Genomic DNA, 26,999 nt, shown 5'->3' with positions numbered 1-26,999 from the left:
TATAATGAAATGTGTACCCTTTAATGTGCTGTGTCTAGGCATAGCAATCACTTTGTTGTCCATAGCATGCAACCACAATCCAAAGTCTGATCAACAGGACAAGGCAACTACGGTCAACAAAGATATAGCCTATAACGGGGCGGACAGTGCTGTATTAAGCTACTGGGATAAAATTGATATGCAAGATACCTCAAAAATAAAAGATCCGAATATTGGGGAGCAGAAATTAGCGGACTTTATCTCGGCACTCAACTCGGTTTCGGATACTGTAGCGGATCATGCTGTAGCACGCATGTTGGATAAAGCAAAAGTAAACAAAGTAACTTTCGATCATTTTATTAAATTATACGAACACTATCTTTACGAAGGTAATTCGCCTATGCGTAATGATAACCGCTACGAATCTGTACTGCGCTACCTTATAAAAACCGATCAGCTCACAGACCTTGAAAAAGAGGCCTACCGCCCGGTTTATAAATTGGTACAGCGGAATAAAGTAGGTCAAGTAGCCGAAGATTTTAGTTTCGAAACCAGCGATGGCAAAACCCAAAAGTTGTCGGATGTGAAGTCAAAATATACACTACTGTTCTTGTACGATACAGAATGTCCGCACTGCAAGGAAATGATTGCTGCCCTTAAAGATACACCGCAAGTTGTCGATCTTTTTGAAAAGAAACAGATCCAGATGGTAACCATCGAACCTTGGGGCGACCGTACTAAATGGAAAAACTTTCAAACGCATCTGGCAGAAAATTGGATCAATGGTTTTGATACCGAATCTGTCATTCAGAAAAAACGACTTTACGATACCAAAGCTTCGCCGACAATCTATCTATTAGATGCGGACAAAAAGGTGATATTAAAAGATACCGAACTGCAACAGGCTCTCCAATATTTCGTCCAGCTCACCTAAGTTAGGAAAGATGGATAAAACAGAACCACGTATCATCACGAATGAGCTGTATTTTGAAGAAGTACAACGTTTACTCCACGAAGGAAAAGAAGTTTGCATCCGCATAAAGGGCAATAGCATGTTACCTTTTATCAAGAATGGAGACCGAGTATTGCTTGAAGCTTATCATGGAACTCCTTTACCCTCAGGAGCAAACATCCTGGCTAAGCATGAAGGAAAGTTTGTTTTTCATCGCTATGTGGGTAAAAAGAATGGAAACATTGTTCTTGCCGGGGATGGAAATATCGCATTGCACGAGTATGTAACATCATCCGATATTATAGCGATTGCTACAAAACATTATTCACAAGACAGTGATCTAGCAAAAGATATCAACAGCACCTGGCCACGGTTTAGGGGTATGAGCTGGTACCGACTAAGGATCGTTAGGAGGGTAATCAGTGCACTAAAAAGAAGGTATCTGACCTAATTTCTTAGAATGCGAAGGATTGATTAACTTTGACTTTACTAATTTTTTAACTTTAACATAAATGAAATTAAGAACAGATTTAGTTTTAAGAACAATAGGTTCGGATCACATGATTGTGGATCCTAGTCAAGATATGGTCGATCTTTCTACAGTATATACATTAAATGATTCTGCAGCATGGCTTTGGGAGCAGTTGAAAGGAATAGAATTCTCAAGTGCTACTGTAGTTGAGCTACTCTGCGAACACTATGATGTAACGGAAACACAGGCACAAGCTGATGCTGAAATTTTAATTCAGGATTTCGAAAAACAAGGTTTGCTGCAAAAATAAATGCCCAAAAGAACCACTAGCTGTGACCAATAATAATAACTTGAAACAGCATATCCGCTGGGCCTGGTCGATAAGCCAGGGATACCGATCGAAACTGCTCCTGTATTTTATATTGGAGCTTATTGCTATTGTGCTCTCCCTACTTTTTGTGTATCTCTCCAAAAAAGCGGTAGACATGGCCATTTCTCCGGAAGACCTTCCGTTGAAGTGGACACTGATCGGAATTGTGACAAGTGTTGCTATTGGCATCGGAATACGGGCATATACCAGCTGGCTTAATGAAAGGATCAAAATGATGATGACCTTTCAGCTGCAACGGAATATGCTCGATGCACAGATGCTCTCGGTCTGGAAACTGATCAAAAACTGGCATACAGGTGATATCCAGATCCGAATCCAAACGGATTGCGAAGAAGTGGCCACTATGATCGCAAAATCGGCACTTTCATTTCTGCTTACCGTAATACAATTACTTGCTTCACTGGCGTTTTTATGGTATATGGATCCGATGCTGGCACTCATGATATTGGCCATATCGCCCCTATTCCTATTTTCGAAAATATACTTCCAAAAAATGCGCAAGCTGAGCAGGGAAGTAAAAAGTGAAGAGAGTAATTTCTCTAACATTCTGCAAGAAAATCTTCGCTTTCGACTCTTGATCCGGGCTATGGGTATCTTTCCAAAAAGAAGGCAAAAACTCACCGCCAGCCAGCAGGAGCTTTTCATTTTGAAAATGAAACAGCTCAATTTTTCGACCTATACCCAGAGTGCCATGAAAATCTGTATCAATGCGGGCTATCTGCTCACCTTTATCTGGGGAATCTATAGACTGCATAGTGGACAGATCTCATTTGGTACCATGACAGCGTTTTTGCAATTGGTGGCAAGGATACAAACACCGATTCTCGCACTGATCACCTATATACCGGGTTTTGTACGGTTCAGAGTTTCTGCCGACCGCCTCTTAGAACTTAAAGAAGGTGAGATAGAACCGCAGATCGAACAGCAAAGGTTACTGCAAACAACAGCGCTACAGATCCAGGATCTATCTTTTAGATATGAAGATAAATGGGTGTTAAATAACCTGAATTTAAACCTGATGGCGGGTCAGCCTACCGCGATCGTAGGTCCCAGCGGTAAAGGAAAAACAACCCTGATACGCTTATTGCTATCGCTGATCAAAGCAGAAAAAGGCCAGATATTACTCACGGACCACGAGGGTACCAGACCCTTAACTGCTGCACACCGCATCAATTTTGCCTATATTCCACAGGGAAATTCACTCTTCAGTGGAACTATTCGGGAAAACCTGATGCTCCATGTTAAAGAAGGCGAGCATATTGCTTTAGAAAAAGCCCTATGGATTGCCTGTGCAGAATTTGTACTGGAACTGCCTGATGGTGTCGATACCGTGGTCGGTGAATCGGGAATGGGCCTATCCGAAGGACAGGCGCAACGCATTGCGATTGCCCGAGCGCTGATGCATAATGGTGATATCTGGTTATTTGATGAAGTGACTTCGGCACTGGACAGAAATACGGCCGACACACTGATCAAAAGACTTTTAGAATTTGGGCAAGATAAATTATGCCTTTTTGTAACACATGACTTAAACTTGGCCGATACATGCGTACAGCGTATCTATCTCGACTAATGAACGCGCTATGACTTTAACAAACCCTACTGAAATATCGAAAAAATGCTATAAAATAGCAGATCTAATACTGGAGATCAACTATCCGGCTAGCCTAGATCTGGAAAAATTATTACCCTCTTTCCGTGATTTTAAATACAATACAACAAAAGAAAACAGGACCATCCAGGTGAACCTGAGTATGGAGCAAGCTGCGCAAGGTGAAGACCTCGGGCAACTCTTAAGTGATCAGTCCATATCATGGGGAGACCGCTTCTGTTTTTATGAAAAAGAAAACACATTTATCACGACAATAGCCAATGATCGGGGTAACGACTTTTGGTATCTGTACAGTGAAAGAGATTTTGCTCAGTCGACCATTTATATCCCAGAAAGTACCGAAACAGAACAGAGTGCAGTTATTTGCTGGATGCTGATGATGCTTTTTGGTCAGGCCGCCCTGCTACACGATGTCATTATGATCCACGGATCGGTCATCAACCGAAATGGTCAGGGCATAGCATTCCTGGGTAAAAGCGGTACAGGAAAAAGTACGCATAGCCGCCTTTGGTTAAAACATATCCCAGATACATCATTGCTCAATGATGATAATCCGGCGATCCGGATTACAGATAACGGCGTGATTATATATGGTACTCCTTGGAGCGGTAAAACGCCTTGTTATAAAAATGAAGCGATACCATTAAAAGCATTTGTACGTCTTCAACAGGGACCAGAAAATATATTTGAACAATTATCTGGAGTGAAAGGTTTCATTGCGGTATTGCCTAGTTGCACCGCTATCCGATGGAATAAAGATCTTTTTGCAATGATGAACAGTACATTGGAAAAAGTAATCAGCCAGGTTCCTGTTGGTTTTCTAAAATGCTTACCGGATGAAGCGGCTGCAGAACTCTGTCATCAACGTATTTTTGAGACGCCGTCATAAGTCATAATGCCTCACACTAGTACCAGCTTGCTGTATCATGATTGAACATTGAATGAGGTGATCTGCTTCACCCCTATAAATGAAAAGCGGGATCGATATCGATCCCGCTTTTCATTTATAAAATCGGAATGATCAATCGATCACTCCCTATATGTTACAGCACGACTAGTTTTTCAAAAGACCTCTTTCAGGTAGAGCATTGACAGCACCACCAAGTGACATACGGGCATGTTGGCTTGCACGAACACGGGCCGACGTTTTCTTTGTACTTCCCGGTACTGCATCTTCCAGAGCCGTCTCTAACATCGTCTCTTGCGTATCACCTGTCGGCAAAAAGATATAATCATTTACATTAGGTTTATCTGCCACTAATCCATCCCAGTAATCTGCGAAATCATCAGCGTTTTTCAACTGGAAAGATGCTGGCCAGAAGGAAACACGGTCTTCAATAATCTGTTCAAAAAAACCAACAGGTTTACCGTAAGTATGTGTTCCTGTCGCGATAATCTGCACGTTCATATAAGGTTTTAAGACATTAATCAGCATCTCTGCCGCTGAAGCCGTTTTTTCACTTACCAGAAAATATACTTTACGCAGATTCAACGTACTTGTCTGACTGAAGTAAGTATCTCTGAACATACCATTGGTACCTTTCTGAGTGCGCTCCATATAAGCGTTACAGATATAGGTCACCATAAGGTTCCGCTCAGGAACTTTTTTTCCTGCTATTTTGTTCGCAATATATACCGCAGCATCGACATAACCTCCTGTGTTATAGCGCAAATCAACGACAAGGTCTTCAATTCGCTTATCTTCAAACGTTTTAAAAGAAGCATCTACGCGTTGCTGATTATAATTATTGCGTTCTATCTCTTCAAAAGAAGAAAGTGCAAAATAACCGACATTCTTAGTGGCATATTCGTATACGGAATCTTGATAAATAGGATCGATGGTATATGAACCATAAGAAAGACTTACATTATAAGTCGTTCCATCCTGACGCAAGAGCGCGAGCTGAAGACCGCCACCTTCAAGTGCATTGGCTACACGGTTTCTCATATTATTAAGCGCATTGGGATCTACAGGCTTACAGCCTGAAGCATCACAATTGATCGCAACAGTAAAGTCGGTCTCGCCATTGATAGCCGTTACCATATCCGATCGCTTTAACCCAGCTTTATCAGCAGGTGAACCTCCTTCAATAAAATAGATAACAGGTCTTGCGACTTTAGAATCAACCGTACCCATGGAAATATATAAACCATAACCATCATTTCGATCCATTTTTAACTTCGCTGTAGCATTGATATTATAACCGTTAAGTCCATCGATAAAAGAAAAGCGATCATACACACCACCATACTGTGCATAGTTCGCATAGGCAGGAGTCATACCTTTCAGAGCATTGAGAACACTACTAGCAGAATTATACTTATCTGTAAATTCGGATGGAAGCTCATATTTTGGAATGGATTTCTCTTCCCATATGGAGTACAGTTTATAATAATAATAGATACTATCCCGGATCTTTTGATCCGTGGTTCGTACAATTGGTTCAGGCTCCGGTTCTGGATCTGGTGTATTTTTTTTACAGCTAACGAAAAAAAATGCAACCAGAATAAAAACAACCCACTTTCCGAAAGGTTGCTGTAGCGCTATCTTCATATTTTTTAATATAATATTAAACAAACTTAGATAAATAGTATCTCATAAACAATAACATGATGCTGATTATAATACAATTATTTAATTGGCTAATGAAGTGATTGAGTAACGGAGTGAAGAAGTGACGGAGTAACCAGTAACGAAGTGACAAGTGAGGGAAGTAACAGAGTTACAAGGGTGATATGAACAATCTAACTCACTAACATGCTCACCCAATAACTATTTCTAACTTTCCAATCCATAAATAATAAGAGTGGGGAGCACGTGCATTACCGTGTGTCTCCCCTTCTTAAGTATGAATGTAACAAAAAAAACGAACCTATAAAGTAGTGACGGAGTGACATAGTAACAAGTGACGAAAGAGTAACAAAGTAAAAATTTCTAAACTTCTAACTCTATAACCAACTAACCTTCATCTAACTTTCTAACCCACTCACTTTCTAAAATCTAACTACTAAAATCAAACTTGACTAACCTGCTCCGCCTCAAGCATTCCAACTTTAATGCGGAAAGGCACACGTCCTGATTTTTCGGAAGTAATATAACCGATGACGGTCGCATGATGGTGGCTTAGGAAATCAGGTTTACGCACCGCACCCCGTATTCTAAAACGTACGGAAGCCTCATAGGCCTGGTTCGAATCAGCAGGAAAAGTGATCATAATGATCTGATCTAAACTTACACTGAGACAAGCATGATCCATGATCACATCTTTCACAACAATATTACGTGTATCCGCATCCAACCTTTCTACTTTAAGCAGGAGTGCCCCATTTTTTGATTTACCGTATTCCCGATCATCATTTTCTAAATGGTGAAAGCGATAGTGTACCTGTAAAGTAGCACGATTCACAAACTCATTTGACAAGCGCGACCTGCGCCAGTAATAAAAACCAGATACTAAAATTAAAGCAGTAAGTAGAAGATAGACGTAAAACATATTATTAAAAAATAAGATCCATTTGCGACAAATCTTTTCAAAAGGCAATTTTTAAGCATTTTTGAAATGACAAAGGCAAAGATAATTCTGAACTGCTCCTAGAACGATTTTAAAGGGGGGACAAAGAGGGGACAAATAGGGAGACATCGCACGACAAAACACACAACAAGCTTATTATCAATAAAATAAATAATAACAAATTAAAATCGATGTGATACTAATATAAAGTAACGAAGTGATCAGTAACGGAGTGAAACAGTGATTAAGTAAAGTAGTGACGGAGTAACGAAGTAATTTTCTCAAATCTAATTATTAACTTCTAAGTACTAATTACTACCCCTCCACCAATGTCGCTACAAAAGGATGGCGCAAATATAATTCGGCACAGGCCTTCGCGTCGGATAAAGCCTCATGGTGATTGAGATTGATTCCCAACACTTCACAGCAGGCATTTAAGCGGGCTGGTTTAAAACCTTTGTTACGATAGATCTTATAAGTACACTCCCACATTTCGGCAAGCTGCAGTTCCTCGTAAGACAAACCATAATGTAACATCGTCTTGCGTAAAACATTGCGATCGAACAACTCGTTGTGTGCGATCATCAATTTATTCGTCAGAAGCGATTGAATGGAAGGAAATAACTCCTTAAAAGTTGGGGAATGTTGCGTATCACGGGGTTTGATGCCATGCACACGGGTCGTCTGCCACATATACTCATTGCGGGGTGGCTGAATCAAGGAGTAAAATTCATTTGTAATGATACCCGATTCCACTGTCACGATACCAACTGCACAGGCACTATTTTGATGCCCTGTTGCTGTTTCAAAATCTATCGCTGTAAATGTTAAATCTGATGTCATGCTATATTCCTATCCGAGCAAAGGTAAACAATATCCACTGAGATTTAAAATGTGGACAGAAATACTACAAAAGACTCCTTAAGGAAAACAAACAGTTTCAACTTACTCCGATAACGCCCTAATTAATACCGATATTTTTCCTTCCACTTATCGCGTAATCCCTGTCTTAACTTTTCTTCCTGTGGATTTTTACCTGGATCGTATAAAGTCATACCGCTCAGTTGATCGGGCAAAAACTCCTGCAACACAAAATTTCCAGGATAGGCGTGCGCATATTTATATTCGGCTCCATAGTTAAGCTCTTTCATCAATTTAGTCGGCGCATTTCGCAAATGAAGGGGTACGGAAAGGTCTCCCGTTTGCTTCACGATAGCTTGTGCCTTATTGATTGCTTCGTAAGAGGCATTGCTTTTAGGAGAGCTGGCCAAGTAAGTCACGGCCTGCGCCAAAATAATCCTCGATTCGGGCCATCCGATTACATTAACAGCTTGGAAACACGTATTCGCTAACAGTAGAGCATTGGGATTGGCATTGCCGATATCTTCAGAAGCCAATATCAGGAGACGACGAGCAATGAAAGAAGGATCTTCCCCCCCTTCGATCATACGTGCCAGCCAATAAATGGCTGCATTGGGATCTGATCCACGGATCGATTTGATAAAAGCAGATATGATATCGTAATGTTGCTCACCTGTCTTATCATAAATAGCCATATTCTGCTGTACCTGCTTCAGCACAAATGCATTCGTAATCGGTTCATGATGAAGTACTGCAGCATTACTGACCAGTTCAAGCACATTTAAAAGCTTACGGGCATCACCACCTGACAGACGTAAAATAGCTTCATATTCTTCAATCTCAATGTTCAATGCTTTGAGGTATTCGTCTTCATGTAAGGATTTCTCCACTAGGCCGATCAGGTCCTCGGAACTTAAGTGTTCAAGAACATAAACTTGGCAGCGCGATAGTAGTGCAGATATGACTTCGAAAGATGGATTTTCTGTCGTTGCCCCGATAAGCGTCACTAAGCCCCGTTCAACAGCCCCTAATAAAGAATCCTGTTGTGATTTAGAAAAACGGTGGATCTCATCAATAAACAGAATGGGTTGCTCCTGATTAAAATTCATAGCCGCTTGTTCCTGATTTAAATTCATCAGTCGCTCTGCTTTATCAATAACTTCGCGAATATCTTTCACACCGGCCTGAATAGCACTTAAGGAAAAGAATGGACGCCCCAATTCTTTGGCCATCAAGAGTGCAAGGCTGGTCTTACCAACTCCCGGAGGTCCCCAAAGTAACATGGAAGGAATATTTTTTTGCTGGATGGCATGATATAATACCGCATCGTGACCGATAATATGTTGCTGTCCAACATAATCTTCCAATTTCTTGGGACGCATGCGCTCTGCCAGTGGAATTCGTGTAGCCATAGATCAAAAGTAAGAAGATATTGCCAAATGTCCATTTACTTCACAATCAATTTATGGAATTCAAAAATTTGGTTATTTTTGGATGAGCATTGAATCGATACAACCCACATGAGCTGAAACAGCTCTTTAATACTTGGCTTAGGATAGCTTCATTGCCCGAAAAATAAACCGAGTGAAACGAGCTCATTTAATGATTAATTTTAATGAAAAAAAACCGCATTTATATACAGGATTGGCTAGGACAGCACCCTTATCAAGGAAGATCGGATGCCGATCGTTTTTATTTAGAAGTAGCCAATGATATACAGGATGCCTTAAATACACTTTGGTTTGATGAAGAAGAAACCGATGCCCTGATCAGACCTGAAATGATTAAAACACTTAGTGTTTATTTGACGTGCTATCTGGAGGATGTGGTTTCCGGAACAAAACTTTTCGATGCTTTCCGAAAAGAGCACCAGGCAATTTATGGAAAGGTGCTCCCTTTTTTCGAAGATGCGGCATTAACAGACTATTACCCGGAAGATATCAATCCGCAAGATGTATTAGTCCTTGCATGGTTATTTTTCAGCGAGCGTAATCCACACCTTTTCTTGGATAAAGAAGGCCGTTTACTGGCTTTGGTGACCGATCTAGCTTATGCTGTTTTGGAAGAGTATTATGAGACTGCACCTGAAAATACGCTGTTACAAAAAGAATATACGCTAGCTACAGATGCCAATTATCTTGAAGTACGCAACTATGCTGAGAAGGTAATTGCGACCAATTACATCACCGGTGGTTATTATTATAACAGTTTGATGCAGCATATGGATATCGCTGACTTAGGACGCTATCAGCACGACCCGGCCTACTTAAATCAAATGACTTTCCGTGTTCGAGACAATCATTTCACTTTTTTCCGCCTGCACTTATTAGCGCTGAGATCCTGTGAATTTGTTGCTTCGACTGTAGATACTAACCATCCGCAACATGAGAATCTAAGAACCATCGGCAACAGAATTGATAGCTTTTTTGAATTTAAAAAAGTGGAAGAGGGCCGTTTAGAATTGAAACACCTGACAACTGGAGAAATTTTCTTGGTCAATCAAAATTCGATTCAGAACTTTCAGGAACCTACTGCTGATCAACTCTTCTATATGGAGATCGTGCCATGGGAAGGGACCTGGAACCTATCGGGTATGATGTCTGCTGTCGAAAGGGATCAGATTGACTTAAATTCAGACCAAGAAATGGATCAAGCATATGTTGTCGAAGCTTTGTATCAAAAAACAACACTTATCGAAAAGGCATCACAACAAGTCGCAGACCTCAAGGAACTGTTTGTTAAAAAACATCAAGGCCAGCTGGCATTTATGGAAGAATCTGAAATCAGCAGCTATATCCACAACCTGACCAATACGTACCGCGAGCAGGTGGGGCTTCCGCTAATCGAAGAGGTTGAAAATCCGAATGAGGCAAGAGCTACTCCAGTTACGGCATTCTATAATGCTAAAATTGGCCTGGAATTTTTTGGTGGAATCGAAACGCTATTCCCGCTTCAGAATAATCCGTATTTTGTCGAAAATGAAAACGAACCAGTCAATTATGCGCAAAATCTATTGCAGCTCCTGGTTCAGAAATTTTACTCCGTTGGACTTGTACAACACTATTACGAATTATATGAAAAGGAAATCAATGAGCAGTTTTTCTATCCACTAAACAGTGAAACGATTGATTTTCTGATCCGTTTCTATAAAAGCGAAACCTATCATCAACAGCCACATGTGATGATTAAGTAATATAAAAAAAGTTAGAAAGTTAGAAAGTTAGACATTCTAACTTTCTAACCTCCTTATCTAACCATCTAACACCCTATCTAACTAAAGGAAAATCACTCGTTTCCACATGTGCTTTCGCGATGATCTTACGTAATTCTTCTACTTTTTTCGCGTTACTCGTCGCCAAATTATTTTGCTCTTTAGGATCTTGTTTTAAATTATACAGTTCAGCAACAGGATTTCCACTTCTCACTTTTTGCAAAATCAATTTCCAGTCACCTTGACGCACTGCTTGACGGCCGCCATCTTCATGAAACTCCCAATATAGGTAATCATGCTGCTTTTGCTTTTTAGGTTTTCCCAATAATGTCGGAACAAAAGAAAGACCATCTGTATATTGCGGTTTACCTGCTTTTGCCACTTCAGCTAAAGTCGGCAGGACATCCCAGAATGCTCCTAAATAATTGGAGGTAGTGCCAGGAGCAACTTTTCCTTGCCAATAAACAATGAAAGGAGTTTTTACACCACCCTCATATAGATCACGTTTATAACCTCGTAAACCTGCCGAACTGTTGAAAAAGTCGGGATCTGCACCACCTTCACGATGTGCACCATTATCACTTGTAAAAACGATAATCGTATTATCTAACAAACTTAGGTCCTTTAACTTAGCAATGATCTGTCCAACCTGTGCATCCATACGGCTCACCATACTGGCGTAAGTAGCCCTTGGCTTAGCAACAGAAGCATATCCTGGAATCGTAGCTTTTAGTCCGTAATCATTTCCTTTATGTGCTTTTTCTTCAAACTTGTTGGCATATTGCTCATAATATTGATCGTTAGGCCCGGATAACTCGGCATGAGGCAAGACCGTGGGTACATATAAGAAAAATGGTTTATCCTTATTATTATCAATAAATTCCAATGCTTTTTCTTGGATCAATTCAGGAGCATACTGCCCTTTTGCCAATAAACCATTACCCTCAAGCTCAATACGTTCTTGATTATGCCACAGGTGTGTCGGATAATAACGGTGCGATTGACGTTGGCAGTTGTAGCCATAAAACTCATCAAAACCTTTATTACGAGGCGATCCATAGGTGTCCACCATACCGAGGCCCCATTTTCCGAATGCACCAGTCGCGTAACCTGCTTTTTGTAGCAACATGGCGATCGTTTGCACCGAATCAGCTAAAGGTAGCTGCCCTTCTGGCTCCAATTCTTTATTGCCTCGGACAGGCGTATGACCGGTATGTTGGCCTGTCATCAATGCAGATCGGGATGGAGCACAAACTGAAGTTCCTGCATAAAAATTATCAAAACGCATCCCCTCCTTTGCTAAAGCATCCAGATGTTTCGTTTCAATAATCTGCTGTCCATAAGCTCCTAAATCACCATAACCCAGGTCATCTGCCATTATAAATACAATATTGGGGCGATCGGTTTTCTTTTGTGCTATTGCGATACTACTCAGTGCAAAAAATAACGCAAATAGTGCTGGTTTTTTCATTTTAGTGGTTTTTTATAATTCATGTCCTTAGTTTAATACAGAAAAAAAGAGGACATCTTAGACATAGATAAATGGTGGAGCAAAAGCCATACTGCTCGCCTAGATTGCAAATCATCAATACAGATTAATAGTTCATATGGGTGATCCGGATCCGAAATTAAAGAACACATTTGAAAGCTTAAAATTTGATCGTTACAAATTGCGCTTATCCATCAAAAAGTTACAATTTAATATGATTTTTTCTCAAATCATATTAAATTGTACTTAAGGACTTTTTCATTATTATAACTAAAACAAGCTAAAGATCGTTTGGAGTATCTTTAAAAAGAAACTGAAACCTATTCTGAACAACACTTTAACAATATTTCACATATTTTTTCGTCATATTTGCAATATCCTCACCAACAGCAGGTATTATACATGATTAAAAAGAAATTTTGGAAAATAGCCTTTCTCAGTAGTGCTTATATAGTGGCATTATGCTTCGTGTCTTATGCGCAGGAATTAACCAAAGATTATACTGGTTCAATAACAAAGTATAACAGTAATTTCAAAGGAATAGGTCCAAAGGTATATTTTGTCCCGCCACCTAAGTCAAGAACGGAGCAATTGATTGACATATTTGATAGCAATATGAGAAAAGATTATGCTAAAAAGATTGCTCAAGAACTTCGCTATAAAACGTTACTCACCCAAGTTAATAGTCTACCGAATATAGGACGGTTTCAATATTTAATGAAACCAGAACCTACGGACTTAGCAACATGGAATGAACTCTTGAACCGCATCAGACAAAATTACGATGATCAAGTAAACCTCGCGCTAGTAAATGAAGCAGGGCTATTTGCAATCAATAATAATTTACCCGATCAAGCAATTTCCTATTTTGAAAATGCAATCCTGATTGCGGCAAAAGAAAGCAATAAACTGGATCGTATTGTCTTACATCAAAACTTAGCGGCAGTGCTACTTTATTCCGGTAATTTTGAAAAAGCTAGTGTTGTAGCTCAGGAAAATTTAAATCTGGCAGTTCAATCTAAAGACTATCATGACCAAGCAAATGCCTGGATGCAAATAGCATTAGCCAAAAGTGGCAAGAGAAATTATCATGAAGCCGAACAAAATATCATCAGAAAAGCGATACCGCTCTATAATAAAGCGAAAGCTTATGAAGATAAAATAATTGCCTGGGAGCAATTAGCACAGGTTTATTTTGAGCAAAATAAATACACGGAGGCACAATGGTTTCTACTTCAGGCACAGCAACTAGCAGAAAATAAAAAGATCACAAATGAGTTACCGGCAATTGAATATCTGCTGGCTTCATCAAAATTGTTAGATAAAAACTTTAAAATAGCCAAAAAAGAATTTTTATCTACGCTTCTACTAGCCCGCGAAAGGAAAAATGTACCCCTTGAGCTCGCTGTATTAGATAAACTTGGTGAAGTGTACATACATCTAAAAGACTTTGAAGAGGCTGATAAAACTTATCAAAACTTCACAACCTTAAAAGCGACATTCAAGCAGGTTAAAGATTTATAAATGAAGCTGTAACCTGCTTGAATGATCTGAATAGATTTCAAGCTTTTATTTCAATATTTCCTGTAAGAATATGAGTAGATGTTTCCACGAACGCTGCGCTGCTAAAGGTTCGAAATCACTACTGGCAGGATTGGTAAAGGCATGTTTTGCGGCCGCATAATAGATCATTTGCCAATCTGCTCCTGCATGCTCCACCTCTTTTCTGAAATTAGCGATCTCTTCCGGAGATACATGAGGATCTGCAGCGCCATGTAGAACCAGTATTTTGGTTTTGATGGGGCCATCTGGACGGTTACCTTTACCAAGGTTGCCATGTATGGAAACAACACCTTGCACTTCCATACCGGCCCTAGCCGCCTCAAGCGCTCCCGTACCACCGAAACAATAGCCGATCACAGCCAAACGACGTGGACTTGCTCCAGCTTTTACAAGTTGTTCTAGTGCTAAACGGATCCTTCTCTGATATGCTTCAGGATCGTTCTTATACTTTCCAGCCTGTTGCCCCGCTTCAGCAGCAGTAGTGGGTTTATTTCCTTCTCCGTAGATGTCTGCAACAAATGTAATATAACCTTCCTTGCTGAGCTGTACTGCCGCCTGTGTCGCTTCATCGTCAATACCCATCCAAGCAGGGAGAATCAAAACTCCAGGAGCACCCTCGCCTGCATCTGTATTTACTAAACCAGCTAATGCCTGGTCTCCGTCGGAGTAACGCACAGGCTTAAGCTGACCGAAACTCGTTTCTGTGACACAAAAACATATGATTGTCATTATTAAGGCTTTCATAAGAAAAAATTATTTATTAGTGTTAGTTTTCAATGGTATAAATGAGCTCGTTGTACTCGGTTATTTATTAGTGTTAGTTTTCAATGGTATAAATGAGCTCGTTGTACTCGGTTATTTATTAGTGTTAGTTTTCAATGGTATAAATGAGCTCGTTGTACTCGGTTATTTATTAGTGTTAGTTTTCAATGGTATAAATGAGCTCGTTGCACTCGGTTATTTATTAGTGTTAGTTTTCAGTTTTATAAATGGGCCTTCCTAAACAGTTTTATGTATAGACTGAATCGATCATTCGCAAGATATAATGATGCTATCTTAGGAATGATTGATTAGATAACATTATTATTACAGGAACGGTTGGTTTTTCAGAAAACATACTTAACTTCATTAAAATGAGTTATTATTAAAAGAAATATAAAATAGTACATATTTTTCAATTAAAATATCAAATAAATTTGTTGATTTGTTGAAATTTATGAACTGAAATTATTTAAATTTAGCTCTTTGGATTTAAAGCGCTATCTCAATATATAAAAATGACTATTAAAATTATAGAAAATATGTTTAAAAAGCTAATATTCACCCTTTTTGTTATTTCAATTGTCTCCTGTGGCTCGAAGCCCCGTGTTAATTTAAGCGAAGTAGAGGGAGGTCTAAAGCCTAGCGCGCAACACGAAGTCATAGCAAAAGAAGTTGCTGGACTTTTAGAATCGACCAGTTATAAAAAAGTACAGCTGAATGATTCCATATCTAAAATCGTATTTGATAACTTAATTAAATCTTTAGATCAGGGGAAAAACTACTTGTTGCAATCTGATATCGACGAGTTTCAGCAATACCGAAATTCAATCGCACAGGATTTCCGTAATGGTGACCTATCTGCTCCTTTTCATATTTTCAATGTATACTCTAAACGCTACTTAGAACGCATGCAATATGCGTTGAAGCAAGTAGATGTAAAACAAGACTTCACGATCGATGAAAGCTATTTACCAAGCCGTGAGAAGTTAGGCTGGTTCAAAAACACAGCAGAAGCTGATACGCAATGGAAACACCGTGTGAAATATGATTTGCTGAATCTGGAAATGACAACTGTTAAAAAAACAGATAGTACAGAAACTAAACAGAAGGAAACCCTTCGCAAAAGATATAACAATTTAATTTCTCAGGGAAAGAAAATAAATTCAAATGATGCATTCCAAGTAATCATGACTTCATTAACTGATGCGGTTGATCCACATACATCGTATTTCAACCCATCATTTGCACAGGCTTTCAATGAAGGTATGGCTAATACATTTGAAGGTATCGGTGCACGATTGACAATAGACAATGAAATGGTGACTATTAGTGAAATCATTCCTGGCGGACCGATATTTAAAGATAAAAGCTTAGCCATTGATGACAAAATCGTTGGTGTGGCACAAGGGAAAGATGGCGAATTTGAGGATATCATTGGCTGGAGATTAGATGCAGCAGTAGCTAAAATCAAAGGTCCTGCAGGAACAATTGTTCGTTTAAAAATTCTACCTGCTGGTCAGCCGGTTGGATCTCACCCGAAAATAGTCTCATTAACAAGAGAGCGAATTGTAGTAGCAGAAGAATCTGCGAAAAAAGAAATCTTAACTGTTAAAGGTGCTGATGGCAAGAATTATCGTGTTGGTGTCATCAACATACCAAAATTTTACATGGATTTTGAAGCATACCGTAAGCGTGATCCAAACTATAAAAGTACGACCCGCGATGTGCGCTTATTGCTGGATACCTTAAAACAGGAAAAAGTTGATGCAGTTTTGATTGATTTACGTTTCAATGGTGGTGGGTCACTTCCGGAAGCTATCGACCTGACAGGTTTATTTATTGACAAAGGACCAGTAGTACAGGTACGTGATGTCCGAAATACCATCGATGTGGAAGAAGATAGAAACGCAGGCGTTTCATGGGATGGTCCACTGGGTGTTATGATCAACCGTTTCTCCGCTTCAGCGTCTGAAATCTTTGCTGGAGCAATACAAGATTATGGCCGCGGTGTTATCTTAGGTTCTCAATCATACGGTAAAGGTACAGTACAATCTGCTGTTGATATGGCACGTGTGATCAGTCCTACAAGTAAATTATTATTAAAAGCACAAAACGAAAAAGATCCTGATACACCAAATGGTGCACCAGAATATGGTCAGATCAATATTACATTAGGAAAATTCTACCGTGTAAATGGTAGCAGCACACAACATAAAGGTGTAAGTCCCGATGTGACATTCCCAACGCAGTATTCTGCAGAAAAATTCGGTGAGAGTTCCGAGCCTTCTGCTTTACCTTGGGATCAGATCAAATCAAGTACATATAAAAAAGTAGCGGACTTAACAGCATTGAACAAAAAACTAGAACAAGAACACGAAGCGAGAATGAAAAACTCGACTGAATACAAGTTTTTACTGGAAGATATTGCAACCTTCGAAAAACGCGACGAGGGAACTAAAATTCCATTACAACTCGATAAGTTTAAAAAAGAGCGTGATGATTTTCAGAAGAAAAATAGAGATCGTGTGAATGCTTTACTGAAACAAAGAGGGCTACCTTTATGGGAAGAGGGCAAGCCACAACCTAAAATGGAATTTGACTTTGTACAGGATGAAAGTGCTAAAGTGATGACAGATATGATCATCCAAGAAAAAAAATAAATATATTTCTATCCATAACAAAGAAGGGGCTTATCAATAATAAGCCCCTTCTTTGTTTATAAGAATTGCTGCCAGTTATTTACCCGCCGCGTACTTGAAATATTTATTGATGGTAACAGGTAATTTCCCTGTAGCAATATTTTGTCCTAAAATTGTTTTTGCTACAGCACGTTGCATAAAATCATCATTTTGATAAGCAACTAAAATGGTTTTACTTTTATGGACGCCTTTAAAACCATCCAATGCATAAGGATTGGTAAAGAAAGTAACAATTGATTTCTTAGCCAATTTTTTAATCAAATGCTTTACACCATCATTTGCTGGCACTTCAGGTCTTGGACGTGAACGTGTATCATGGATCGCAAGTATAATCTGTTTGTTTCTCTTTGCTTCTTTGATGATATTTTTTAAATCAGCCTCACTGGTTTCATCCGTAACAAAATATTGCGTTTCATTGGCGAGGGCATCGTCCATTATCCGCTGGAAAGTACCTGGGGATTTTAATCCGATATTGACAATTGCCGTTTTTTCTGAATTTTTAAATGATTTTATTTTATCCGTAGATTTCAAAACCGTGACCGATGATGCGGCTAATTGGTCTATCAGCTGCTTTGAAGAAGTTCTATTCAGATCCGCATATAGATTTCCGGTATTCACATCACGATATTGATCTAAGCCCAACCATAGCTTTGACGCGAGTACTTTTTTAACACGTGCATCCAAATCCGCTTGATTGATTCGGCCTTCCCCGATTGCTTTCAATACAAGGTCAATAGCGCGTTTACTATTTTCAGATACTTCCAACAAATCATGACCTGCAATAATAGCCATCACGTCAGCTTCACCATTTGGGAAAAATTTTTTCACACCATTCATATCCATTGCATCGGTTACTGTTAAACCACGAAAACCTAATTCTTCACGTAGTATCCCTGTCACAATAGGTTTTGAAATGGAAGAGGGAATATTGGGAGTAGGGTCTAAACTTGGAATATTCATATGAGCGACCATAATAGCAGGAGCACCAGCACGAATTAATTCTTTAAATGGAAACATTTCCAAAGCCTCTAGACGATCCTTAGTAAAGGTCAATTGCGGCAAGTCATGATGTGAATCAACATCTGTATCGCCATGTCCAGGAAAATGTTTTAATGATGATATAATACCACCGTTCATCATACCATCCATATATGCTTTAGCTTTTTTTGCAACATTTTCTTTATTGTCGCCGAAAGACCGGAACCCGATAACTGGATTTTTCGGATTATTGTTAATATCAACAACAGGAGCAAAATTAAAATGCATACCGATACGATGAAAATCTTTTGCAACTTCTTGGCCCATTTGATAAATCAATTGATCATTCTGTATAGCTCCCAAGGTCATCTGATATGGATAAGATAAAGTTGAATCGGGAAGACGCATGCCTAACCCCCATTCTCCATCAAAAGTGATCAATAAAGGCACTTTTGAAAGATGCTGATAACGATTGAACATATCCACATGACGAACCGGCCCGCCCTGAAATACAACAAGACCACCCAATTGCTCATCTTGAACAACCTGTGCTACAGAATCAATATAACGCTGTCCCAGATTGGTATGGGCACGCACCAAAAAAAGTTGGGCGATACGTTCTTTAGGTGTCAAGCTGTTAAATACAGAATCAACCCAAGCATGGGGAGAATTAATATATTTCACAAAATCCTTCTTATCTTGAGCTTGTGAAAAAGAGATGGAAGATGCCAGTGCGGCAACACCCAAAGCTAGTTTTTTTAACATAATTTTTTGTTTAAAATAGAATACGAATTACGGGTATTTTTCACACAATAAAAAACAGTTTGTGCAACAATTTTATGAAACATGCATAAACTTGCATTGTCGAACAAAAAAATATAACTTATATCAAGTTATATTTCTCTTCCAATAATATGGCTAGTTCCATCGCATGATCAAGTTCACCATTAGCTTCCTTTTTCCATAAAGTATCAATAACAATTAACAAAAATTCCGTTTCCAGATCCGGATTTTTATATCCCAGTTCCTTAAAAGCCCGCACAATAATTGCCTGCACCGGTTTCATAAATTGTTCATGCTGCTGTCTTGAAAAAGGATGATGGGAAAGACGTTCTTGTAATTTCCAGAAGATAGGCTCATCAGCGACCAGCTTACTAGGTAAATTGATCATCTTACGTAAAAAGTCCTTCGAATCACGATAAGTCATCATACCTTTATGATGTGTCAGCACTTTCCGATAGCCCGCTTTAATAAGGTGCACCAACAAAGCATCCTTATTTCCGAAATGTTTAAAAATTAAAGCCTCAGACACACCTGCATTTTGAGCAATAGCTTTGGTAGAGGTATCTGCATAACCTTGTTCTGAGAACAAATTCAATGCCTCACGAACAATTTTCTCTTTTCTACTCAATACACTATCTTTCATTTTTTTATTCCCTTTTACAGCGTACAAACTTAGATAAATTTGCGTTTATACCCAATTATAATCTTCCTAAATATAAAAGCAAATTATTTATTTCGTTCTTCATAATTGACACGCATCAATAGGGCGCAATTTTCATATCACTCCTTTAAATATACTTATTCTTTTCTTTTCGAAAGACCATCATTTGTAACTTGAAAATAATATTATCAAGAGGTGACAAAAGTCCAGAAAACATAGCACTTCATAGCTTTCAAATCAATTACTCAACAGAAAGCATATAACCTATACCCCGTATATTGGTAATTTTGATACGTGGATCCTGATTTAAATATTTTCGGATACGGCTTATAAATACATCTAAGCTTCTTCCAGAAAAATATTTATCATAACTCCAGTAGGCTTTCATGATATCTTCACGAGGAATTACCTGATTCCTATTTTCATACAGGCTGCGTAACAATTCACTTTCCCGGTAAGATAACTTAATACTGTCGCCTTTATAGCTAAGTGTCTGTCTCAAGCTGTCTAAGACATAATCTCCGATCATGAGATTTTGACTAAGCTGCATTTTAGGACTGCCCTTAACCAGTGATTCGATACGAACGACCAACTCTTCAATACGAAAAGGTTTTTTTACATAATCATTCGCCCCCAAGTGAAAGCCTTTAACAACATCTTCTGTCTGCACACGAGCAGTAAGGAAAATAATCGGCACCTGACTGTCTAAGGCTCTTATATGTGTAGCCAACGTAAAGCCATCCATCACTGGCATCATCACATCAATAAGCAAGATATCTGGCTTTTGCTTTTCAAATAAACGAAGAGCCTCCTGCCCATCATGACAATGTCTTACCGAAAAACCGTTCATCTCCAGACTATCAGCAACAATAAGTGCCAGGCTCGCTTCATCTTCAACATATAAGATATCAATCATAAATCTGCTTATTTAGGTATTTTAATAGTAAAGGTACTACCTTTACCTGGACTACTTTTCACTGTAATTTTACCTCCGTGCTGCAGTATTACCTGACGAACATACGCCAAGCCGATTCCAAAGCCTTTGACTGGATGTAGATTGCCTTCAGGAACCCGAAAAAACATACCAAAAATCTCCTTCTGGTACTCCAAAGCGATGCCCTTTCCTTTGTCGGAAACACTAAACTCTATATAATCGGAATGGTCACAGACATCAATAGTGATAGTAACCACATCTCCAGAATACTTGACAGCATTTTCTAATAAATTATTAACAACATTGCGCAGATGTGATTCGTCGGCATGTAACCTTAATGTAGGAACGGAACTGTTCACTGAAATCTTCACTTCCTTACTAACATTGATTCGAAAGGTGTCTGCCGCATTGTTTAAAACGAGCATCAGATCAATCTCGCTTTTGTCAAGTTTAAGACCTTTTCGTTCATCAACATCCAATTGAAGAACTCGATCAATCATATCCGAAAGGTGATCAAGCTCACGTCGGGAAATGGCCAAATAACGATCCATCTTCACCTGATCATTTTTTACCCCGTAGAGTTGAATCGCTTCGATAGCAGTCATGACAGTAGAGACAGGGGTCTTCAGCTCATGCGTCATATTATTCACAAATGCCTTTTGCATCTCAGCTAATCGATTCTGTCGAAAGATCGTTTTAAAGAGATAAAGAAATGAACCGATAAAAATACTGATCAAAAGTATAGCAATGCCCAGCTGCCATCCTAAATCAAACAAGAGATTTTTCCATACCTGCCTAAATTTGACGATTAAAAAGCGACTGTCCGAAGCGTCTATCAATATCGGTCTTGTCCACGATAACTTTTTTGCTCTATACTCCTTACGGATAGCAAACAAACTATCCCTTGGAAAAATATCGGTCGTAACATCATATTCTGCGCGGACTCCTTTAGCTTCTAAAGCAGAGGCAAACTTTTCATTTATTTCGTCGATCATCGCTGGAGTGACATCAATCTGTGAAAATAAATAAGGTGCCATCATTTCTCCTCCCGACTTTCCGTGCGGATAGGGTGATCCCATCGTCATTCCTCCTCGAGATGGTCCGGCTTTTGACTGTTTATAATAGGATCCAAAATCTTTAAATAGCGTATCAATTTCAGCATCTGTATACTTTGCTTTTAATTCTTTCCGTAATTTCCCCAATGCCCCGCCCTGATCACTTTTTAGATCATTGCTATGGGCTTGATACACATCTTGCACAACATTAAACATACTCCGCTCTGCTGAAGAAAGGAACAGATCAAGCCGGTTATTGTAACTTCCGTAGAGCCATATACCCAAGATACTAATCATCCCGATACCTGTTAATACCGAAAGTGTTATCAATAATTTAAACTTATTTGCCATAATTAAAAACAAATTTAAATTACTAGATTTGCATTCGCCTTGGTAATTAACCATATTTAACAAAATATAACACTGATTAACAATGCGCATTGATTACATTTGCAATATTCAATTTTTAAGCATGATAAGAAATTTTAAGAGACGTAGTATTCAATTTTTATTCTCAGCGTTATTACTGATAGGCATTTCAGCTTGTAATAAAGATATTTCGCTCTCTTTAGACAATTCAAGAGATGAATCCATAGGATTAGTTCCTATCGATACCTTTCAGGTGAATGCATCTACTTATCTGTTAGATGATGTACCAACGTCTGGAACAGGAATGATTCTAGCCGGAAAAATTTCGAATACTACAACAGGATCTGTTCTTTCGACGTCTTATATGCGCATGGCTATCGATAACATTATAGCCGGTTCAATCCCAACAGCAGCAAAATACGACTCCATTACGTTTGTATTAAAGCCGAACAAATATTTCTACGGAGATACAACGAAAACACAAACATTATCTGTTCACCAATTAACGCAGCAGATTACATTAAAAGAAGTCAGTACGGGATCCGGTACAAATGAATTACCGTATTATGTCAATGGGGCAGCTGTTTATAATAATCAAAAATTCACTTACGAACCAACAGCTTTAGGGTCCTTGTCATTCAAACCTTTTGTCAAAAAATTAGATTCAATCGCAATCAGACTAAATGACAACTTAGGAAACACGCTATTTTCTTATATCAAAGATGGTCATGGAAATATTGCATCCAATGACAATTTCAATGAATACTTCAAAGGAATAGCACTTGTTGCTGGAAATAATAACACGGCAATGATCGGTTTTAAAGATACCGTGAGTATGCAGGTGCATTATAACTATATAAACGACGAAGGATTTAAAGTGAGTAAATCCACTTCATTTAATTTGGGTAACAAAGCCTATCAGTTTAATAATGTAGAAGCTGACCGTTCAGGTACAGCATTCAACACTTTAAGTGTTACAAATCCAGAATTGAAAAGCACCACGACGAACGGTGATGTATTTGTGGAAGGTAGCACAGGAGCAGTCGTTAAATTAACTTTTCCAACATTATTGGATTTAGTTAACGATCCAACTGTAGCGATCAATAAGGTCGAACTCGTTATAGAAACAGAAAACAAATATCGTAATTCATTTTTTATCCCGCCTGCTCGCGTCGTGCTGATGATCGCAAACGCTGGTGGAAATCCGGTAAGTATTATTACTACGCCTCCCTTCTTACAGCAACAAGGACAGCAGGATCCTACGCAATATGGGATTTTAGCAGGAGGTGATGAGTTCGGTGGAAATGCAAAATATACGTTTAATATGATCGAATATGTTAATAATATAAAAAAAGATAGCTACTTTAACACATCTTTATTCTTGAGTGTGCCGCAAAGTAGTTTATTCGCAACTACAGATCGACTTATTATTGCAAAGGATGCAAATAACAAACCAAGAATAAAATTAAACATCTTATATACTAAATTTTAACAGTTTATGAACAAGAAAAATTGGCTACTAATATTATTAGCGTGCGTCGTTACTTTCTCTACTTACTCTTGTAAATCAAAGGATGATGATACTACAGATGAGGTAACAGAATGGACTAAAGGTTCTGCTTTCGATGGTGGCGCAAGAAGTGGGGCAGTATCTTTCTTAATTAACAATATCGCTTATGTAGCAACTGGTCTTGCTACAGAAGGTCAAGTATCTGTGCCTAAAAAAGATATTTGGGCATATAATGCAACCTCAGGAACTTGGTCTCAAAAGGCTGAATTCCCTGGCTCAGCTCGTTACTCAGCTGTTGCTTTTTCAATTGGAAACAATGGATATGTAGGGTCTGGTTATGATGGAGCAAATGCATTGTCAGATTTCTATAAATATGATGTTTCAGCTAACACTTGGACTAAAATTGCTGACCTACCTGCTGACGCAGCTCGTTATGGTGCAGTTGCTTTTTCAATTGGTGGTTTCGGTTATGTAGGTACTGGTTCTAAAGGGAACGATAATAATACTAACGTTAAATCATTCTACAAATACGATCCTACAAATAATTCATGGACTCCTGTAGAAAGCCCATTAAAATCGAACAGAAGATATGGATTTGCTTTTGTGATCAATAACGTCGCTTACGTAGGTGGTGGTATCGACAATAGCTCATACCCTGAAGATTTCTTTAAATTTGATGGTACCAAATGGACTCCATTAAATGATTTAGATCGTAGTGATAACTCTTACACATACAACTTAACACGTTCAAGCGCATCTACTTTTGTATTGAACAATCTAGCATATGTAGTAGGTGGTAGAAAAAACACGACAATCAACACGATCTGGGAATATAACCCAACAACTGATGTTTGGAATGCTGACAACCAAGGTTTCCAAGGTCAAGTTAGACAAGATGCTGTTGGATTTGGAATCGACAATGTAGGGTATATCACTACTGGTCAAAACGGATCAAACAAATACTACGATACTTGGAAATTTGTTCCAGTAAAATAGTTAAAGAAAAATACTAAATAATAAAGCGGCTGTATTCTAATACAGCCGCTTTATTATTAAAAAAAGCTTTCCTAAGCAAGGTAACATCGAGAAGTGAGGCGAACCATTAATCGCACTTCGTTGATTCGGCTTTATTTTACAACTTAAGACTACTTTCGTTACAAGGTTACGAGGCATCTACGCCACAATAACTCCATCTCCCGCGAAATAATTACTGTTGGTTAGATTATTCATCCTGAAGCCAAATCGATATTTCTCACGCTCCAGAGATACGGAGGCATTCGCCAAAGAATAAGCATGAAAAGTAAACCAACCTATGAATTTAATTCAAGTATTGGAGTGTCTAACATATTATACTAATATTTTCTATTACCACATTTTAAAAGATTGATTCGGAAGCGCATCTCAGATACGTCACAACCTATTCATTGACGAGAGACTCTAAGAGCAGTACCGTAAATTAAAGAATAAGAAGACAAATACAGTAGCTAGAATTAGCGCAAGTTTAACGGTAATAAAACCGAACAGCGAGGGAGCAGGTTATGACCAAATTTGTACCATGTTATAAGTTTAACCACGGTAAGTCCATATTACATCGTGCTTTCTCTTTGGGAACACAGTTTTCACACCCTACTCACATCTATAAGTTGGGCCCTATTTGGTTCTTAGCAGGTCCCTAGCGTAGACCTACAAGAAATCAATCCACAAAATAGCATTTGAAACACAAGCGCTAAGTGAAGAAATATTGCTTTTGATGTGGACTCCAATCACTTTTTATGTACATAAAGCAGTAATATCGTACAAGAAAGGTTGAAAATAAGAAGGGGCTTTAGTTGTAATGAGTAAAAGAGAGAAGATTATTTTAAAGTGGTTGATGTGCAATTAAGAGGAAATACAATGGTGGAGCAGGTCCCAAAACAAAAAAGAGCTATATCAATGTGTTGATATAGCTCTTTACGTATATGAAGATCAGATTAAATTAATCCCTTTTCTCTTAATGTTTCTGCAATTTGAATGGTATTAGTTGCGGCACCTTTACGCAAATTATCTGCAACTACCCACATATTTAACGTATTTGCTTGTGAATCATCACGACGAATACGGCCGACAAATACTTCATCTCTACCGTGTGCATCTTTTGGCATCGGATACTGCAAATTAGCTGGATCATCAACGACAATAACACCGCTTTGAGCGGCTAATGCTTCACGAACATCTGCTAAATCAAAATCACGCTCAAACTCAATATTTAATGATTCAGAGTGTCCACCCATTACTGGAATACGAACGGTAGTTGCAGTCACTTTAATGGAATCATCACCCATAATCTTATTTGTTTCCAAAATCATTTTCATTTCCTCTTTTGTATAACCATTTTCTTGGAATACATCAATTTGAGGAATAACATTTAAATCGATCTCGTAAGCATAAGCTTTCTCGCCATCCTTAATACCCGCACGCTCATTCATCAATTGCTCGACAGCTTTAACCCCTGTACCAGTCACAGACTGATAAGTAGAAACGACAACTCGCTTAATTTTATACTTGTCATGCAACGGCTTTAAAGCAACGACCATCTGTATGGTTGAACAGTTTGGATTGGCTATAATTTTATCTTCAGCAGTTAATACATCTCCATTAACTTCCGGAACAACCAATTTCTTGGTCGGGTCCATACGCCAAGCAGAAGAATTGTCAATAACTGTAATTCCAGCAGCGGCAAATAATGGCGCATACTCTAAAGAAGTACCTCCACCAGCAGAGAACAAAGCAACATCAGGTTTTAAAGCAATAGCTTCAGATGGAGTAACCACCTTATACTTCTTTCCCTTAAAATCAATTTCCTTACCCTTACTACGCTCTGAAGCTACTGGAATTAATTCTGAAACTGGGAAATTGCGCGCTGCTAACACTGTTAACATCTCAGTACCTACAAGGCCTGTTGCGCCGACTACTGCGACTTTCATCTTGCTACTTTTTCTTTAATTTGTTATAAAATGTATTACGAATGTACAAATGAGAACATTCTTATTTCTCAAACTTACGAAATTAAGGGCTAATATTTAATGATTATTGCAAAAAAATAGATTAATCAATAGTAATATCAATAGCCTAATGCTATTTTTAATAAAATATCTTAAAATAATATCCCGCTGAACTATTCTAAAATTACAACTTTTCATAATAAAATAAATCAACACATGTCACGT

General features: G+C 38.6%; 21 protein-coding genes. 10 read left to right on the top strand and 11 right to left on the bottom strand.

Translation table 11 applies throughout. The features are described 5' to 3' along the window. Window positions 1-4 precede the first annotated feature (4 nt). From M2265_RS16895 to M2265_RS16875, 5 genes are all read left to right on the top strand, one after another. Window positions 5-913, top strand: coding sequence for a DUF5106 domain-containing protein (locus M2265_RS16895; RefSeq protein WP_132769880.1), 909 nt, complete (start codon window positions 5-7; stop codon window positions 911-913). Between the two features lie 10 nt (window positions 914-923). Continuing rightward, on the top strand, window positions 924-1,382 hold the full coding sequence (locus M2265_RS16890; RefSeq protein ID WP_132769882.1) for a S24 family peptidase: 459 nt from the start codon (window positions 924-926) through the stop codon (window positions 1,380-1,382). Between the two features lie 61 nt (window positions 1,383-1,443). Further along, window positions 1,444-1,713 carry a PqqD family protein gene (locus tag M2265_RS16885; RefSeq protein WP_132769884.1) on the top strand — a complete coding sequence of 90 codons (270 nt, stop codon included), beginning with the start codon at window positions 1,444-1,446 and terminating at the stop codon, window positions 1,711-1,713. Window positions 1,714-1,735: 22 nt separating this feature from the next. Then, window positions 1,736-3,367 (top strand): ABC transporter ATP-binding protein, encoded by a 1,632-nt coding sequence (locus M2265_RS16880; RefSeq protein ID WP_207902413.1) that lies wholly within the window; start codon window positions 1,736-1,738, stop codon window positions 3,365-3,367. Window positions 3,368-3,377: 10 nt separating this feature from the next. Beyond that, entirely contained in the window at window positions 3,378-4,295 is a 918-nt protein-coding gene (locus M2265_RS16875) for a hypothetical protein (protein ID WP_132769886.1), read from the top strand. A 165-nt stretch (window positions 4,296-4,460) separates the two neighbouring features. Here the strand turns inward: M2265_RS16875 and M2265_RS16870 are convergent, their stop codons facing one another. The 4 genes from M2265_RS16870 to M2265_RS16855 all read right to left on the bottom strand — a co-directional run bounded on the left by M2265_RS16870 (window position 4,461) and on the right by M2265_RS16855 (window position 9,191). After that, a complete protein-coding gene (locus M2265_RS16870; protein WP_132769888.1) occupies window positions 4,461-5,960 on the bottom strand; it encodes a S41 family peptidase in 1,500 nt (499 codons plus the stop codon). 460 nt (window positions 5,961-6,420) lie between these two features. After that, complete coding sequence (locus M2265_RS16865; RefSeq protein WP_132769890.1) at window positions 6,421-6,900, bottom strand: hypothetical protein; 480 nt, start codon at window positions 6,898-6,900, stop codon at window positions 6,421-6,423. 333 nt (window positions 6,901-7,233) lie between these two features. Next, window positions 7,234-7,761: a 3'-5' exonuclease gene (locus M2265_RS16860; RefSeq protein ID WP_132769892.1), complete on the bottom strand. Its 528-nt coding sequence runs from the start codon at window positions 7,759-7,761 to the stop codon at window positions 7,234-7,236. Between the two features lie 122 nt (window positions 7,762-7,883). Next, window positions 7,884-9,191, bottom strand: coding sequence for a replication-associated recombination protein A (locus M2265_RS16855; protein ID WP_132769894.1), 1,308 nt, complete (start codon window positions 9,189-9,191; stop codon window positions 7,884-7,886). Window positions 9,192-9,394: 203 nt separating this feature from the next. Between M2265_RS16855 and M2265_RS16850 the strand changes: the two genes are divergently transcribed. Continuing rightward, a complete protein-coding gene (locus M2265_RS16850; protein ID WP_132769896.1) occupies window positions 9,395-10,972 on the top strand; it encodes a DUF3843 family protein in 1,578 nt (525 codons plus the stop codon). A 73-nt stretch (window positions 10,973-11,045) separates the two neighbouring features. Here M2265_RS16850 and M2265_RS16845 read toward each other — a convergent pair whose 3' ends face one another. Next, window positions 11,046-12,461, bottom strand: coding sequence for an arylsulfatase (locus tag M2265_RS16845; RefSeq protein WP_132769898.1), 1,416 nt, complete (start codon window positions 12,459-12,461; stop codon window positions 11,046-11,048). Window positions 12,462-12,881: 420 nt separating this feature from the next. Here M2265_RS16845 and M2265_RS16840 point away from each other — a divergent pair, with 420 nt between their 5' ends. Continuing rightward, complete coding sequence (locus M2265_RS16840; RefSeq protein ID WP_132769900.1) at window positions 12,882-14,003, top strand: tetratricopeptide repeat protein; 1,122 nt, start codon at window positions 12,882-12,884, stop codon at window positions 14,001-14,003. A 45-nt stretch (window positions 14,004-14,048) separates the two neighbouring features. Here M2265_RS16840 and M2265_RS16835 read toward each other — a convergent pair whose 3' ends face one another. Then, entirely contained in the window at window positions 14,049-14,786 is a 738-nt protein-coding gene (locus tag M2265_RS16835) for a dienelactone hydrolase family protein (protein WP_132769902.1), read from the bottom strand. Window positions 14,787-15,343: 557 nt separating this feature from the next. Between M2265_RS16835 and M2265_RS16830 the strand changes: the two genes are divergently transcribed. Beyond that, window positions 15,344-17,464 carry a carboxy terminal-processing peptidase gene (locus M2265_RS16830; RefSeq protein WP_132770105.1) on the top strand — a complete coding sequence of 707 codons (2,121 nt, stop codon included), beginning with the start codon at window positions 15,344-15,346 and terminating at the stop codon, window positions 17,462-17,464. A gap of 75 nt (window positions 17,465-17,539) precedes the next feature. On the opposite strand, the gene M2265_RS16825 is transcribed toward M2265_RS16830, so the two are convergent. From M2265_RS16825 to M2265_RS16810, 4 genes are all read right to left on the bottom strand, one after another. Further along, the gene (locus tag M2265_RS16825; protein WP_206368576.1) at window positions 17,540-19,246 is read right to left on the bottom strand and encodes a glycoside hydrolase family 3 protein; all 1,707 of its coding nucleotides are present in this window, start codon (window positions 19,244-19,246) and stop codon (window positions 17,540-17,542) included. Between the two features lie 118 nt (window positions 19,247-19,364). After that, window positions 19,365-19,907, bottom strand: a complete 543-nt coding sequence (locus M2265_RS16820) for a TetR/AcrR family transcriptional regulator (protein WP_021188632.1) — start codon at window positions 19,905-19,907, stop codon at window positions 19,365-19,367. A gap of 259 nt (window positions 19,908-20,166) precedes the next feature. Continuing rightward, window positions 20,167-20,841: a response regulator transcription factor gene (locus M2265_RS16815; RefSeq protein WP_132769905.1), complete on the bottom strand. Its 675-nt coding sequence runs from the start codon at window positions 20,839-20,841 to the stop codon at window positions 20,167-20,169. A gap of 8 nt (window positions 20,842-20,849) precedes the next feature. After that, entirely contained in the window at window positions 20,850-22,265 is a 1,416-nt protein-coding gene (locus tag M2265_RS16810; protein ID WP_165905886.1) for a sensor histidine kinase, read from the bottom strand. A 121-nt stretch (window positions 22,266-22,386) separates the two neighbouring features. On the opposite strand from M2265_RS16810, the gene M2265_RS16805 reads away from it, so the two are divergent. Together M2265_RS16805 and M2265_RS16800 are read left to right on the top strand one after the other, a co-directional pair. Beyond that, a complete protein-coding gene (locus tag M2265_RS16805) occupies window positions 22,387-23,775 on the top strand; it encodes a DUF4270 family protein (protein ID WP_165905887.1) in 1,389 nt (462 codons plus the stop codon). 6 nt (window positions 23,776-23,781) lie between these two features. Continuing rightward, on the top strand, window positions 23,782-24,789 hold the full coding sequence (locus tag M2265_RS16800) for a Kelch repeat-containing protein (protein WP_132769911.1): 1,008 nt from the start codon (window positions 23,782-23,784) through the stop codon (window positions 24,787-24,789). A gap of 974 nt (window positions 24,790-25,763) precedes the next feature. Here M2265_RS16800 and M2265_RS16795 read toward each other — a convergent pair. After that, window positions 25,764-26,756 carry an aspartate-semialdehyde dehydrogenase gene (locus tag M2265_RS16795; RefSeq protein ID WP_021190281.1) on the bottom strand — a complete coding sequence of 331 codons (993 nt, stop codon included), beginning with the start codon at window positions 26,754-26,756 and terminating at the stop codon, window positions 25,764-25,766. Between the last annotated feature and the right edge of the window lie 243 nt (window positions 26,757-26,999).

The sequence above is a fragment of the Sphingobacterium kitahiroshimense genome (genome assembly GCF_025961315.1).
Classification (GTDB): Bacteria; Bacteroidota; Bacteroidia; order Sphingobacteriales; family Sphingobacteriaceae; genus Sphingobacterium; species Sphingobacterium anhuiense.
Note: the sequence above shows the minus strand (reverse complement) of the source record. Positions and strands in the feature narration are given on the sequence as shown.